We start from the raw sequence: 15,041 nt of genomic DNA on the forward strand, positions 1-15,041 counted from the left end.
TAAATATAACACTTTCTACGAATTAAGCAGGCTTAGAACCTTTTCTCAATTCAATTACCGTAATCTCGGGCCATATACCCACTCTTCCAGGAAAAGCATGAAAACCAAAACCTCTATTTACGTTAAGATAACGCCCGGTCTCGTTATACATTCCTGCCCATTGTTTATACACATATTGCACGGGACTCCATCTCACAAATCCCGGAATTTCGATTCCAAATTGAAATCCATGGGTATGACCACTTAATGTAAGATGATAATGATCAGAATGTTTCTTTACTTCATATTCCCAATGCGAAGGGTCATGACTTAATAACACTTTAAAATCTTCTTTAACCACTTTTTCAGAAGCTTTATTCAAATCACCTGCTTTTTTAAAATTATGTCCCCAATTCTCTACTCCTATGACAGCAATTCGTTCTCCATCCTTCTCAACAAAAGCACTATCATTTAGTAACAGATTAAAATCGATTTTATTATGAATATCTTTTATCGCCTGAAAATTCGCATCTTTTTCTTCCTCACTATCCCAGGTAACATATTCGCCATAATCATGATTTCCCAGAACAGAGTATTTTCCATATTGAGGTGTTTTCATGCGCTTAAACGTATCAATCCAATCATCCATTTCCTTCGCCATAGTATTAACAATATCACCTGTAAATAAAAGAAGATCGGCATTTTGCTCATTGATCAAATCCACAGCATATTCAATTTTGGCAGGATCATCAAAACTTCCTGAATGAATATCAGAAATTTGGGTAATCCTAAATCCATCAAACGCTTTAGGAAGATCTTCAAAGTATAATACATGGCGTATTACTTTAAAGTTATATTTTCCTTTAAAAATCCCATGTAATAATCCAGCAAAAGGAATTGCCGCTACACCAAGCGCTAGCTGACTTATGAATTTTCTTCGATCAGGCAGATATTGAGTTGCTGTGCCTTCAAAAAAGGTATTTGTCAAATAATTATATCCTGCTACACAAGATCTAATAATATCTTCTCCAAATAGAAATAATACCAGAATGAGCTTCGGGACCAGGGTTAGCAACAATAAAGCACTAGCCCTTAAAGTATATTTTGTTGGCCCTACACTTCTATCATAATTTGCAAAAATGTAAATCACATATCCTAGAATACATAATGACACAACAAAATATCCTATTTGTACCCAATTATTTTTTGTAATGGTCTTAATAGCTTGATAAGAATACACTTCTATAAGCATATATATGAAAATGGGGATCAACCAACGCATAGTTTATTTTTGTATTTCAATTACCAAACAAAACTATCTCTCCTTTTTAGTTCGACACTGTTTTTTAAGTAAAAATTAACGATAAATAAATTTTTAGCGCTAAAAAGCGTTAAAATCATCATCTTATCTATCATAAATCTTAATGATTTCTTTCAGAAGTAAGATTTTTATTTGTAACTTCGTTTTATAATTTCCTTTAGGGCTTAATTACAATAAAAAAAATCATATACTATATAATAAACAATTACTATCGTATTTATAGCAGTTGATACATTGTTATCAATTTTATTTTGGGGCGAAATGCCGTCAGTTTTTGACGGCATTTCTTTTTGTTTTTTTATCACATATTCTGTTTTTTGAAGGGATTTTGATTAATCTTCTTTTTATATTGCATTTCTAAAAAAATTTAACTCATATCATGTCACAAAAACGTCTTTTTCTTTTAGATGCTTTCGCTCTTATCTTTAGAGGATACTATGCACTCATTAAAAACCCCAGGATTAACTCCAAGGGTCAGGATACATCAGCTATTTTGGGATTTGTAAATTCTCTATTTGATGTTATCAAAAGAGAAAAACCAGATCATTTGGCTGTAGCTTTTGATAAGCAAGGAAGTAAAGATCGACTAGAGATTTTTCCTGAATACAAAGCAAATCGTGATGAGACACCAGAGGCAATCAGAATTGCTGTACCCATTATCCAGGAAATACTAAAAGCTATGCATATTCCAATTATAGAACGTGCAGGTGTAGAAGCTGATGATTTAATTGGGACTATTGCCAAGCAAGCAGAAAAAGAAGGATACAAAACATATATGGTAACCCCAGATAAAGATTATGCCCAATTGGTATCTGAAAATATTTTTATGTATCGTCCGGCCAGAATGGGTAACGGGATTGAAATATGGGGAATTCCAGAAGTGCAAAAAAGATTTGAAGTAGAACGTCCAGAACAAGTCATTGACTATTTGGGTATGATGGGTGATGCCGTTGACAATATTCCTGGATTACCTGGAGTTGGAGATAAAACCGCCAAAAAATTCATTGCCGAGTACGGCTCTATGGAAGGGCTATTAGCCAATACAGATAAACTAAAGGGAAAAATGAAAGAAAAAGTAGAAGCTAATGCAGAGTTAGGTTTACTGTCTAAAAAGCTTGCTACTATAATTCTGGATTGTGATGTAACTTTTAATGCCAATGACTATGAACTCACAGAACCTGATGCTAAGAAAGTACATGAAATCTTTCAGGAATTAGAGTTTAGAAGGCTCACTGACCAGTTCATGAAAATATTTTCTGGAGAAGACACAACTGCAGCTCAAGGTGATAAACCCACAACCACAAAGAAAAAAGGAACACAAGCTGGAGCAGGTCAGTTTTCATTATTTGGAGGGACTGAAGAATCATCGGAAGCGGCTTCTTTTTCAACCAGGAAAACAATCGCAAATACCGAGCATTTTTATCAAAGTATTGCTCCCGGGATGGCCATGAAACTATTTCTGCAAAATTTATTAAAACAGGATTATGTTTGTTTTGATACCGAAACCACAGGTCTGAATCCTCTGGTTGCAGAATTAGTTGGAATAGCATTTTCATGGGAAGCCGGAAAAGGTTTTTACATTCCATTTCCTGAAGACCGAGAAGAAGCACAAGAGTTAATCGAACAATTAAGACCCTTCTTTGAAGCAGAACATAATACAAAAATTGGTCAGAACCTCAAGTATGATATAAAAGTCCTGGCAAAATATAATATAGAAGTAAAAGGAAAACTTTTTGACACCATGCTTGCGCATTATCTTATCAATCCTGATATGAGGCATAATATGGATGTGCTTTCTGAAACCTACCTTAATTACACTCCGGTTTCGATAACCGAATTAATAGGTAAAAAAGGTAAAAACCAATTATCATTCAGACAAGTACCTATTGACAAACAGACTGAATACGCTGTTGAAGATGCAGATATAACTTTTCAACTTAAAGAACACTTTGCTCCTGAACTTACAGAAGCTAAAACGGTTTCTTTATTTGAAGATATTGAGATTCCATTACTTAGAGTACTGGCAGATATGGAAATCGAGGGAATAAATCTTGACAAAGGTTTCTTACAATCTCTTTCTGAAGAATTAGACAATGACATTAAGCAATTAGAAGAGAAGATTTATACTGAAGCTGGAGAAGAATTTAATATTGCTTCCCCGAAACAACTAGGTGTTATTCTATTTGAGAAAATGAAATTGGTAGACAAACCTAAAAAGACGAAAACCGGGCAATATTCTACGGCAGAGGATGTATTATCATATTTAGCAAAGGATCATGAGATTATTCAGAATATATTGGATTTTCGTGGTTTATCTAAACTAAAAAGCACCTATGTCGATGCACTACCAACACAGGTTAATGAAAATTCTGGTCATGTTCACACCGACTATATGCAAACTGTAGCTGCAACTGGGCGACTAAGTTCTAACAACCCTAATTTACAGAACATCCCAATTCGTACTGAAAGAGGAAGACAGGTGAGAAAGGCTTTTATTCCACGTAGTGAAGACTATACATTACTAGCCGCCGATTACTCTCAAATAGAATTACGGATTATTGCCGCATTAAGTGAGGAGGAAACTATGATAGAAGCATTTAAAAATGGAGAAGATATCCACGCTTCTACTGCTGCAAAAGTATTTAATGTTTCTCTTGAAGAGGTTACCAGAGAACAGCGTAGCAATGCCAAGACCGTGAATTTTGGTATTATTTATGGGGTTTCGGCTTTTGGATTAAGTAACCAAACCAGCCTTTCCCGAAGCGAAGCCAAAGAACTGATAGAAACCTATTATAAAACATATCCCAAACTACGTAACTACATGAGCGAGCAGGTTGATTTTGCAAGAGAAAATGGTTATGTACAAACGGTTTTAGGAAGACGTAGATACCTCAAAGACATTAACTCTGCGAATGCTATCGTACGAGGTGCTGCAGAACGAAATGCAGTAAATGCGCCTATCCAGGGTAGTGCTGCTGATATCATTAAAATCGCGATGATCAACATTCATAAAAAACTAAAGGAAGGAGACTATAAAACCAAAATGTTACTTCAGGTACATGATGAATTGGTATTTGATGTTTTCAAACCGGAATTAGACACCATCAAAGAACTCATCCAAACAGAAATGGAAAACGCCTACACTTTAGCTGTCCCATTAGATGTAGATCTTGGACTAGGAGACAACTGGTTAGAGGCTCATTAAAAATAAAAAGCCCTATGCTCTGGCATAGGGCTTTTTATTTAAAATCTTATTTTATTGTTTTTGGTAAACAAATTCTACTTTTTTTGTTAGATCTCCATCAAAAAAAGTCCAATCATAAGAGACTTTTAGCTGATCTCCAACAATTTGAAAAGTTTCTTCCTTTTGATCTTTATCCTTTAACACCAATTGTTTTTCTGATAATTCATAGGTTCCGTTATAATCATTACTTTGACATGAAGTAGAAACTTCAAGGCCCCTATCCAAATGACCAAACTTTTGAGTTACGTTATAAAAATCTGTTGGACTTTCTAAAACGATTTGGGTATTCTGATAGCAATCTGTTTCTAGCATTTCGTTTCTATTTGCTTTTCCATCTCCATTGACGTCTTGTGGAGTCTCTACATTGACTTCAATCAACTTATATGTTATACCCTTAAAATCCGTAGCACTGTTATCGTCGTCATTTGAGCACGATACAAATACCAACCCTAAAGCCAAAATGTGTAAAAATGATTTTTTCATGTGTTTTAATAATTTATGGTTATGCGAAGAAGAAACAACTACCATACCATTATAAAAATCATAATCAATTTTAACAAGTCAGCAGTAAATGAAATCATATAAATAAGTAGCGCCACGTATTTCATCACCTCATAAGACCTTCTACATTTGCACTCTTAATTTTTTAGTCAGAATTGCAATAAATTACTTAAAACAAAAAAGAATGAAAAAAATGTACTTAAAAACTATCTTAATTTGCTGCTTAGGGATCTTCCTTTCTAATTGTGAAGGAGAAGATGGAATGAATGGACTAAATGGAGCAAATGGAATAGACGGTATGAATGGAGAAAACGGGCAGAATGGAGTTGGTTTTGATGAACTTACTCAATTTGGTAGTATTACTCTTTCTTTTGAAGGAACGCGACCTGATGATGTAACTTTTACAGATACTGTAGCATTTAAATTTACAGCTATCGAAGGTGATCAACTTGATGAGAATTCTTCGGTAACTATTCAGGATTCTGAAATCAATTTCGAATTGATTCGATTTTTAAGCACTCCAGATGACTCATACCAGGAAACTTTAGCAGCCATTGATTTGGATATCACCAACCCAGGACAAGACGATCAAACGATATCGTTCGATTTAGAAGTTGATGATTATGCTATCATTTCAAACGACAATAAATATTTTGTAATCGATGATGGTGAATTTAGCAATACAGATATGGGTGTGTCTAATTTTAGCATTACCAACTATAGTTTTAATGAAGAAACAAATAACCTGGTATTCTCTTTCTCTATGGATATCGCTTCAGACAGTAATGAAACAGGAAACAACCTTTCTATTTCTGGAGAAGTTGATGTTATTGTCTTAGAAGAAGTTCCAGCTGTAAGCACTCGATAACGGATAAAAACATATCACTTAATATATCCTTTAACCCTGTTGGATCAACCTGCAGGGTTTTACTTTTTTACATCCAGATAAAAATCATAATAATTAAGAAAAGTCGGTATTACCGGCCCATTAAAAGAATTAGGAGCATTAAAAAGCACACACATAGCAATATCATTATCAGGATCAACAAGCAGTTGTGTTTTATATTGATTTACATTCCCTCCATGATAGATGATTCTTCTACCTCGATAATCCAAAACACGCCAACCCTTTGCATAGTATGAATCTGTTACTCCATCCCATAAATTAACGTAAGTATCTTCATTACTTGTACATATAACAGGATTAAAAATATCACTAAGACTTTCCTTCGAAATAATATCAGGACGATATCCAAGCAGAACTTTTAGATATTCTCCCATATCAGAAATTGATGCATTCACACCACCGGCTGCAGCTACATTATAATAGTTTTTATGAAGTTTATCTAATCTGTATTTTTTTGAATAATGATTGTACGAATGTGGTAGCGCTACATTATCAGTGTTTTTTATAGCAGTATATGTACTTGAAGCACTATACATTCCTGCCGGATCAAAAATCCGTTCTTTAAGTAATGTTTCAAAAGATTTTTTTGAGCCATTTTCCATAATTTTTTCGATCACAGAAAATATGGCATTTTGATAGCCATACTCTACTCCTTCTCTAGCCACAACCCCTTTTCTTCTAAAACTTCTAATGATTTGATCCAAAGATAAACCTTGTTGTATTAACCTTGTATACGTATAAGGATACAATCCTGTAGTCTGAGATAGCAAATGATTCACTTTAAGTCTATCTGCCTGTTGTCTATCCTTAAGATCAAATGATTGTAAAGACTCTTTTACATTCTGATTCCATTGTAGTTCTCCATGATCAACCATATTTCCTGCAAGAACTGCAGTTACACCTTTAGACAAACTTGCAATCCTAAAAACAGATTCAACGTCTACAGAATCCTGTGTATGAATTTCTTTTACTCCAAACCCTCTTTTATAAATAATTGTTGAGTCTTTTACAATCACCACTGCCGCACCAGGGCATTCAGAAACATTAAAATTAGTAGTAAAAAACTTTTCATAATGTTCTAAAAATAAGGTTAAAGATTCTTGTTCTGAAACCTCAGGTTTTTCTTCAATTATTTTCACTTCTTTCTCCACTTTTGAAGTGTTACAAGACACTAAAAAAACAGCAATACATACAGCATAAAGGTATTTCATATAGTCATATTCTAATAATGCTGCAAAATAAAGGTAAAATACTAAGCCTGAAAAAGTTTTTTACAATAACAATGGCTATCCCATAATAAACAACTTGAAAAGCATCTTTTCAGAAATTAAGTACATCAAGAATTTAAAGTACAAATCTATATGTAGCTTTAATTAAGAAAGTATTCTCAGGTTGCTGATCCAAAATTTGATTTTTTAAACTTCTAAAAAGATGATCTCCAGGGTTCCCATCTCCGGTAACCCCCTGTGACCAAACTAAAAATATCTCTGAACCTGGAATATATTCCCAACGCAAAACCAAATTAGAACGAAATTGCACAAATGCGAAATCAGGATTATCAATTGTATAATCAACCGTCCCATCTCTATTTTCGTCTATCTCGTATTGATCATCCACTAACGAAATCTGATCTTGATTATATAGCGTTACTCGTTCACCAAGGTTTTTGGCTACCGCATTATTTACATAATTAAAGTCTTTATATCTCCCTCTCGATATAAAAGGCTCTCCATAATACTGTATCGTCAAGTTTGGATTAATATTATAATTCAATCTAATACTTGCACTCAATGTTTGTTGATCTATATCTGCTGTAATATAACGTGCCGTTCCATTAAAATCTGCCTCTGTTACATATTGAGTTTTATTAGGATTTTGTCGAAACTGTGGATTAAGAGACATACTAAAAGAATTAAAAGGTTGGTATCTCAATCGAATCACATATCGATTGAATGAAAAACTGTTTTGCGCTGCTCTGGATCCATCATATCCAACAGTAAAATTAAATTTCTTTCTTCGATCTGAACCGAAAAACAAATAAGCAAAATTCTCATCAGAGAAACGCCAGCGAGGCCCACCTCTCAAAAAGGTGTTGGTAAAAATACGAGGCTTATGACCAAAACCAGCTTCTGTCCACCAGTTATTTTTATAATTAATAAAGCCTTCTAATCGATATTGAATGCGATTATAATTTCCGTCAAAATCGAATGTAGCAAATTGATTAAAATTAATATTTGCTCTTCTATACAACTTTGTTGGTTTTAAGAAAAGATAACGCGCACTACTGAACTGTCTGATTTCATCTGCTTGACGTAAAAACCCTATATCATTTAACTCCAATTCTGGAGAGCGCCAAAATACCCCTGCACTATATCTCCAATTTCCTCCTCCAGATTTACCTCCGGTTAACTTACCTCCAGTTCCGGTTAATGAAGTTCTATTAGGATCTACTTCTACATGCCCTGCATCTACTCGTTGAAAAAGATGAGTTAATTCATTTTGAGTTTCTTCAATAGCCTCTTTAGAACCTTCTACATGACTAGCTACAATATTGCCTTCTAAGAAGTATTTTCTGTCTTTCCAATTATGTTTAAAATCTAATCCTGCCGAATATGCAGATTTCCTAAGAAGATTAAGGTTATTTTCCCTTGTACCTGCCACTTCAGATGTTTCATCTGTATCAGGATCTTCTTCATCTATATTAAATGTATCTCCAAGATCTCGATTGGTAGCTGTAATGATCCCTCCAATAAAAGAATTACGTTTATTGAAATCTTTTTGGACTCTACCCACCATATAATTCGTTAAAGGTTCTACAATAGCCTCCCTTTTATTTCCATTTTCATCTTCAATTTTTGCAATCTCTCTAGAAGTTACACTCTCTAAGATACCAATAGACCAGCCATCTTTGGTTTTTCCGCTAAATTTTGCTGCGCCAAGAATTGTAGTATTTGTGGGCCTGTCTATAAATTCGTTATCAATTCCCGAAATTGACCCCTGTGGATTTCTTCCTATTCTACGAGAATAAAATACATTATCCTGATTATTAGCGAAGCGATAATCGAATATGTTCTTATTTTCTACAAAAAAAGGTCGTTGTTCCCTGAAGAAAATCTGAAATCCATCTAATGCAATGGCTGCAGGGTCAGCTTCTACTTGCCCGAAATCTGGATTCACTGTCAAATCCAAAGTAAGATCATTTGTAATCCCTATTTTTGCATCCAAACCGCCATTCAACTCAAAATCATCACCATCTCTAAAAGGATTCCCTTCTTCTTTTGGATATGTATCTAATTGAGTCACAGCAAAAGGTTGGATTTCTAATTGTTTTTGTGGTTCAATATCAATTAATCCATGTAGCTCTCCAAACTCACTTACCCAACCAGGTGCATCCTGCGGGATACGTTGCCATACAGAGCGTTCTTCTTTTCTAAACAACCTACGATTAACCTGCAATCCCCATATTTGCTCTTTACTTTTACCAAATTTTACCTGACTTAAGGGAATTTTCACTTCGGCTGTCCATCCCTCTTCATCAATATTTGTAGCTGTATACCAAATTGGATTCCAACTACTATCCCAATTATCTCCATTCTGAGAGATAAATTCGTCTCCTTTTACACCGGCAGCAGTAATACTAAATGAAAAACCGGTCCTCTTATCATGATAAGTATCAAGATTAATCTCTACCCAGTCACCTGCAAAACCATCTCTTCGGGATAGTCTTTTCTCAATTTTATCAGGTTCGTCATCATAACAACGATATGCTATATATAGGTATTTTTGATCGTATACTATTTTAAATTTTGTTTTTTGGCTAGGAGGAGTATTCTCATCTGGTTGATTTTCTGTAAAATCACCGGTCCATTCTACCAGGTCCCAACCCGATTCATTAATTAACCCATCGATTGTTGGAGCTTCTGCTCCCTGCAAAGGTTTTGTAGTATAAATTCTTTTTTTAACTGTGCTAGTAGAATCTTGTGCAAAGATAATTATTGGAAATAAAAAGAGTACCAAAAGACAGGTATAACATTTCATGATGATTAGAAGTTTGATGATTGATATAACTAAGATGACAGAAATTATTCTAGTTTGTCACACATACCGTTGTTTTTTAGTAAAAAATTAACAGAGGATGACACCTGGAAAGCATAAAATAAACGAGCTCTACGGTAATTGCCTCAACATCGCTGAAAACCAATGCATCATACTTTAAAAATAATATCAACTACCAGTTTGCTATATAAATATATAATTGTACATTTGCACCCCTATTTTATATAGGAAAAGGAATGTTTAATTAAGTAAAAATAATTAGTGTGGACACATTAAGTTACAAAACAGTATCTGCAAACAAAGCTACCGTTACTAAAGAATGGTTGCATGTAGATGCTGAAGGACAGACTTTAGGTCGTCTTTCTTCTGTAGTAGCAATACTACTTAGAGGTAAGCACAAACCTAGCTTTACCCCACACGTTGATTGCGGTGATAATGTTATCATTACCAATGCCGAAAAAATCAACTTAACAGGAAAAAAGTGGACAGATAAATCTTATATCCGTCACACTGGATACCCTGGAGGGCAAAGAAGTCTTACTGCTCAGGAATTGTATGACAAAAATCCAGAGCGTTTAATCGAAAAAGCGGTAAAAGGAATGTTACCTAAGAACAAATTAGGAGCAGCTTTATTCCGTAATTTAAAGGTATATGCAGGAGCAGACCACGGTCAGGACGCTCAGCAGCCGAAAACTGTTAACTTAAAAGAATTTAAGTAATGGAAGTTATTCACAAAATTGGTCGTAGAAAGACGGCTGTAGCTAGAATTTATCTTAAAGATGGTTCTGGAAAAATTACGGTTAACAAAAAAGATCTTGCTGACTATTTCACTACCGCTACTTTACAATACAAAGTAAACCAACCTTTAACTTTAACAAGTAACGAGGATAAATACGATGTAAATGTAAACGTATATGGTGGAGGAATCACTGGTCAGGCAGAAGCTGTACGTTTAGCTATATCAAGAGCGGTATGTGAGCTGGACGAGGAAAACAGATCAATCCTTAAACCAGAAGGTTTATTGACAAGAGATCCAAGAATGGTAGAACGTAAGAAATTCGGTCAGAAGAAGGCTCGTAAGAAATTTCAGTTCTCTAAACGTTAATTTATTAAAACAGTATTTGTTGTTACCTCATCTATATGAGGGGTTAGTTTAGCATCTAAATGCCCAAGGCCATACAAAAGTAGCCACTTGAGCATTGCTAATTCAACAGAACGTAAACTATTACAAAAATGGCAAACAATATCGAAGTAAAAGAATTACTTGATGCGGGTGTACACTTTGGTCACCTGACAAGAAGATGGGATCCAAACATGGCACCATATATATATATGGAGCGCAATGGTATTCACATCATTAACTTATATAAAACTGCTGCAAAAATTGATGAAGCTAGTGAAGCTTTAAAAAAAATCGCAGCATCCGGCAGAAAAATCCTTTTTGTCGCTACCAAAAAACAAGCTAAAGAAATTGTTGCTGAAAAAGCAGCTAAAGCTAACCAACCTTACATCACTGAAAGATGGCCTGGTGGTATGCTTACCAACTTTGTTACAATTCGTAAAGCCGTTAAAAAAATGGCTGCTATCGATAGAATGAAGAAAGATGGTACTTTTAACACATTATCTAAAAAAGAACGTTTACAAGTAGATCGTTTAAGAGCTAAATTAGAAAAGAACTTAGGTTCTATTTCCGATATGACTCGTCTACCAGGAGCGTTATTTGTTGTAGATATTACTCGTGAACATATCGCGGTAAAAGAAGCTCAAAAATTAAACATTCCTATTTTCGCAATGGTTGATACTAACTCTGACCCTCGTCAAGTACAGTATGTAATTCCTGCAAATGATGATGCTTCTAAATCTATTGACAAAGTAATGACTTATGTTAGTGATGCTGTTATCGAAGGCTTAAGTGAAAGAAAAGCTTCAAAAGATGCTCCTAAAAAGGATGCTCCTGCAAAACAAGCCGCTCCTGCAAAAGAAGCTGCACCTGTAAAAGAAGCTCCTGCAAAAGTTGAAGCTGCAGCGGTAGTAGAAGCACCAGTAGTAACTGAAGCTGCTAAGCAAGAAGAAGAATAAACAGATTGATTACTCAATCTATTAAAATTCTAGGTTAGGGTTTTATCTTTAAGGTAAACTTAACTTTAGCATAAAATTAATAAGTCGTTTGGTTCTTTACTTTTGCAGTACTAACTAAACGACTTGTTTTTTACATAAACAACACATTTACACATTAAATATTTAAAGATATGGCAAATATTACAGCAGCCGACGTAAGTAAATTACGTAAAGCTACAGGTGCCGGAATGATGGACTGCAAAAAAGCACTTGTTGAAGCTGAAGGAGATTTTGACGCAGCAATTAAAATCCTAAGAGAAAAAGGACAAAAAATTGCTGATAAAAGAGCAGATAGAGAATCTGCAGAAGGTGCGGTTATTGCAAAAGTTAACGACACAAAAAATAAAGGAGTAATCGTTTCTCTTAATTGTGAAACTGACTTTGTTGGAAAAAATGAATCTTTCGTCTCTTTAGCAAAAGAATTAGCTGAAGTAGCACTTAACACTTCCTCTAAAGAAGAGTTTTTAGCTTCAGATTTTAATGGTATGACTGTTCAGGAAAAACTTACTGAACAAACTGGTGTTATTGGAGAAAAAATCGAAATTGGAGATTTTAAAATATTAGAAGCTCCTTTTGTCGGGTCTTATATTCATGGAAATAAAATTGGTGCTTTAACAGGATTATCCACTGCTATAGAAAGCGCAGAAAGTCTTGCTAAAGACATTTCTATGCAAGTAGCTTCTATGGGAGCTACCACATTATCTTATAAAGATTTTGATCCAGAATATGTTGCTTCAGAAACTCAAGCAAGAATTGCTGCAATCGAAAAAGAAAATATCGAACTTGGTCGATTAGGAAAAACGTTAAAAAACGTCCCTCAATTTATTTCAAGATCTCAATTGACTGATGAAATAATTGCACAAGCAGAAGAAAAATTAAAAGCTGAGCTTAAAGCAGAAGGAAAGCCTGAGCAAATATGGGATAGAATTCTTCCTGGTAAATTAGAAAGATTTATATCTGATAATACTACATTAGATCAAGAACAATGTCTTCTTGACCAAAATTTCATCAAAGATGAAAAGAAGACTGTAGCTGATTATGTACAATCATTAGGTGATGTATCTGTGGTTAATTTTGAAAGAATAGCCTTAGGATAATTACAAATCACATATTTTTAGAGTTAGATCTAAAAAAACAAAAACCGCTTCTATATAGAAGCGGTTTTTTCTTCATCATATTTAAAAAATATTTTTTTCTAGATTCAAGATATTTATATAAGCTTCAAGTTTCCTTGAGCGCTTATCCCCCAATTATACAAACAGACTCCCCAATCAGTTTATATTGCATCAATATCAATGATATTTATGCGTTTTAAATATCTAAATACTCTTCCAAAAATATTTCTCGTCCCCCACATTTTTTTTGTTTTCCCTGAGGCAAACCTATAACATAATTTGACACTAACCAATACCCTTTATAGGGGAAAACCACCCTTTTTTATTATTGAGTTAAATTTTAACATTTAGGTATTAAATTCAAAAAATTACCTTTATAAGCTAAACTATTTCCTAAATTAAGAATATCATTATATTTGCACCACAGTTAAATCTCACAATGAAATACAAAAGAATATTACTTAAATTATCTGGCGAAGCTTTAATGGGTGATCGCCAATATGGAATTGATCCTAAAAGATTAGCAGAATATGCTGACGAAATCAAACAGATCACCGATAGAGGTGTACAGGTTGCTGTTGTAATTGGAGGGGGTAATATTTTTAGAGGTGTTGCAGGCGCTAGTAAAGGAATGGATAGAGTCCAGGCTGACCATATGGGAATGCTTGCTACTGTTATTAACGGACTAGCATTGCAAAGCGCCCTTGAAGATGCCGAAATACCTACTCGATTACAATCTGCGGTAAAAATTAATGAAGTAGCAGAACCATTTATACGAAGAAGAGCAATGCGCCATCTTGAAAAAGGAAGAGTTGTTATTTTTGGAGGAGGAACAGGAAACCCTTATTTCACTACGGACTCTGCAGCAGTATTAAGAGCAATTGAAATTAATGCAGATGTTATTCTAAAAGGCACCAGAGTAGATGGCATATACACCTCTGATCCTGAGAAAAATGCAGATGCAACAAAATTTGATTTTATATCCTTTGATGATGTTTTAAGAAAAGGACTAAAGGTAATGGACACTACAGCATTTACATTAAGTCAGGAAAATGAACTACCAATAGTTGTTTTTGATATGAATAAAACAGGAAATTTACTAAAAGTTGTTTCTGGCGAATCTATTGGAACTCAAGTAAATCTTTAATTATATTGGCTTATTTTTTGATTAGTCAAAAGAAAAGAAGTAAAAAATGAACGAAGAAATAAATTTTATTATCGATTCGACAAAAGAGTCAATGCAAGCTGCAATTGCTCATTTAGAAAAAAAATTACTTAACATTAGAGCTGGTAAAGCATCACCTGCAATGCTAGGTAATGTTATGGTAGAATATTACGGTTCTCCTACACCATTAAATCAGGTAGGGAATGTATCAACTCCAGATGCTAGAACGATTTCTATTCAACCCTTTGATAAATCCGTAATTCCTGAGATTGAAAAAGGTATTCAAGTTGCCAATCTTGGTTTCAATCCTATGAACAATGGCGAAAGTGTTATTATAAGTGTTCCTCCTCTTACAGAAGAACGTCGTAGAGATTTAGTAAAACAAGCCAAATCTGAAGCAGAAGACTCTAAAGTTGGCGTGCGTAATGATCGCAAAAATGCTAACAATGAAATAAAAAAACTGGAAAAAGAAGGATTGTCTGAAGATTTAGCTAAAAATACTGAGGTTGACATTCAGACATTAACCGATAGCTACATAAAAAAGATAGATGAAATGTTAAGTATAAAAGAAAAAGAAATTATGACTGTTTAATATTTCATAATGAACGTTAATTATAGCTAAAGCGTTTTCTTAT

At 34.2% G+C, this 15,041-nt stretch carries 12 protein-coding genes; 8 read left to right on the forward strand and 4 right to left on the reverse strand.

Annotated features, from left to right (window positions below):
• Positions 1-22 precede the first annotated feature (22 nt).
• The gene (locus DK442_RS09655) at positions 23-1,261 is read right to left on the reverse strand and encodes a metallophosphoesterase (protein WP_109435653.1); all 1,239 of its coding nucleotides are present in this window, start codon (positions 1,259-1,261) and stop codon (positions 23-25) included.
• A 415-nt stretch (positions 1,262-1,676) separates the two neighbouring features.
• On the opposite strand from DK442_RS09655, the gene polA reads away from it, so the two are divergent.
• Positions 1,677-4,505, forward strand: coding sequence for a DNA polymerase I (polA, locus tag DK442_RS09660; RefSeq protein ID WP_109435654.1), 2,829 nt, complete (start codon positions 1,677-1,679; stop codon positions 4,503-4,505).
• 51 nt (positions 4,506-4,556) lie between these two features.
• On the opposite strand, the gene DK442_RS09665 is transcribed toward polA, so the two are convergent.
• The gene (locus DK442_RS09665; protein WP_143918031.1) at positions 4,557-5,027 is read right to left on the reverse strand and encodes a lipocalin family protein; all 471 of its coding nucleotides are present in this window, start codon (positions 5,025-5,027) and stop codon (positions 4,557-4,559) included.
• 202 nt (positions 5,028-5,229) lie between these two features.
• On the opposite strand from DK442_RS09665, the gene DK442_RS09670 reads away from it, so the two are divergent.
• The gene (locus DK442_RS09670; RefSeq protein ID WP_109435656.1) at positions 5,230-5,913 is read left to right on the forward strand and encodes a hypothetical protein; all 684 of its coding nucleotides are present in this window, start codon (positions 5,230-5,232) and stop codon (positions 5,911-5,913) included.
• A gap of 59 nt (positions 5,914-5,972) precedes the next feature.
• Here DK442_RS09670 and DK442_RS09675 read toward each other — a convergent pair whose 3' ends face one another.
• Both DK442_RS09675 and DK442_RS09680 read right to left on the reverse strand, forming a co-directional pair.
• Positions 5,973-7,163 (reverse strand): serine hydrolase, encoded by a 1,191-nt coding sequence (locus DK442_RS09675; protein ID WP_109435657.1) that lies wholly within the window; start codon positions 7,161-7,163, stop codon positions 5,973-5,975.
• Between the two features lie 133 nt (positions 7,164-7,296).
• Positions 7,297-9,990 carry a DUF5916 domain-containing protein gene (locus tag DK442_RS09680; protein ID WP_109435658.1) on the reverse strand — a complete coding sequence of 898 codons (2,694 nt, stop codon included), beginning with the start codon at positions 9,988-9,990 and terminating at the stop codon, positions 7,297-7,299.
• A 281-nt stretch (positions 9,991-10,271) separates the two neighbouring features.
• Between DK442_RS09680 and rplM the strand changes: the two genes are divergently transcribed.
• From rplM to frr, 6 genes are all read left to right on the forward strand, one after another.
• Positions 10,272-10,727: a 50S ribosomal protein L13 gene (rplM, locus tag DK442_RS09685; protein WP_109435659.1), complete on the forward strand. Its 456-nt coding sequence runs from the start codon at positions 10,272-10,274 to the stop codon at positions 10,725-10,727.
• Positions 10,727-11,113 (forward strand): 30S ribosomal protein S9, encoded by a 387-nt coding sequence (gene rpsI / locus DK442_RS09690; protein WP_109435660.1) that lies wholly within the window; start codon positions 10,727-10,729, stop codon positions 11,111-11,113. The genes rplM and rpsI overlap by 1 nt, the downstream gene beginning before the upstream one ends.
• Before the next feature lie 128 nt (positions 11,114-11,241).
• A complete protein-coding gene (gene rpsB, locus DK442_RS09695) occupies positions 11,242-12,087 on the forward strand; it encodes a 30S ribosomal protein S2 (protein ID WP_109435661.1) in 846 nt (281 codons plus the stop codon).
• A 170-nt stretch (positions 12,088-12,257) separates the two neighbouring features.
• A complete protein-coding gene (tsf, locus tag DK442_RS09700; RefSeq protein WP_109435662.1) occupies positions 12,258-13,223 on the forward strand; it encodes a translation elongation factor Ts in 966 nt (321 codons plus the stop codon).
• A 457-nt stretch (positions 13,224-13,680) separates the two neighbouring features.
• Complete coding sequence (gene pyrH / locus DK442_RS09705) at positions 13,681-14,388, forward strand: UMP kinase (RefSeq protein ID WP_109435663.1); 708 nt, start codon at positions 13,681-13,683, stop codon at positions 14,386-14,388.
• A gap of 46 nt (positions 14,389-14,434) precedes the next feature.
• The gene (gene frr / locus DK442_RS09710; protein WP_109435664.1) at positions 14,435-14,998 is read left to right on the forward strand and encodes a ribosome recycling factor; all 564 of its coding nucleotides are present in this window, start codon (positions 14,435-14,437) and stop codon (positions 14,996-14,998) included.
• Positions 14,999-15,041 lie beyond the last annotated feature (43 nt).

Origin of the sequence: Aquimarina sp. AU119, assembly GCF_900312735.1 — a bacterium.
In the GTDB taxonomy this organism is placed as follows: Bacteria; Bacteroidota; Bacteroidia; order Flavobacteriales; family Flavobacteriaceae; genus Aquimarina; species Aquimarina algiphila.

Bases quoted from the DNA above. Each gene is read 5' to 3' on its own strand.
- tsf (WP_109435662.1), top strand. From the start codon at position 12,258: ATGGCAAATATTACAGCAGCCGACGTAAGTAAATTACGTAAAGCTACA.
- DK442_RS09665 (WP_143918031.1), bottom strand. From the start codon at position 5,027: ATGAAAAAATCATTTTTACACATTTTGGCTTTAGGGTTGGTATTTGTA.
- DK442_RS09675 (WP_109435657.1), bottom strand. From the start codon at position 7,163: ATGAAATACCTTTATGCTGTATGTATTGCTGTTTTTTTAGTGTCTTGT.
- DK442_RS09655 (WP_109435653.1), bottom strand. From the start codon at position 1,261: ATGCGTTGGTTGATCCCCATTTTCATATATATGCTTATAGAAGTGTAT.
- DK442_RS09680 (WP_109435658.1), bottom strand. From the start codon at position 9,990: ATGAAATGTTATACCTGTCTTTTGGTACTCTTTTTATTTCCAATAATT.
- frr (WP_109435664.1), top strand. From the start codon at position 14,435: ATGAACGAAGAAATAAATTTTATTATCGATTCGACAAAAGAGTCAATG.
- rpsI (WP_109435660.1), top strand. From the start codon at position 10,727: ATGGAAGTTATTCACAAAATTGGTCGTAGAAAGACGGCTGTAGCTAGA.
- rpsB (WP_109435661.1), top strand. From the start codon at position 11,242: ATGGCAAACAATATCGAAGTAAAAGAATTACTTGATGCGGGTGTACAC.
- pyrH (WP_109435663.1), top strand. From the start codon at position 13,681: ATGAAATACAAAAGAATATTACTTAAATTATCTGGCGAAGCTTTAATG.
- DK442_RS09670 (WP_109435656.1), top strand. From the start codon at position 5,230: ATGAAAAAAATGTACTTAAAAACTATCTTAATTTGCTGCTTAGGGATC.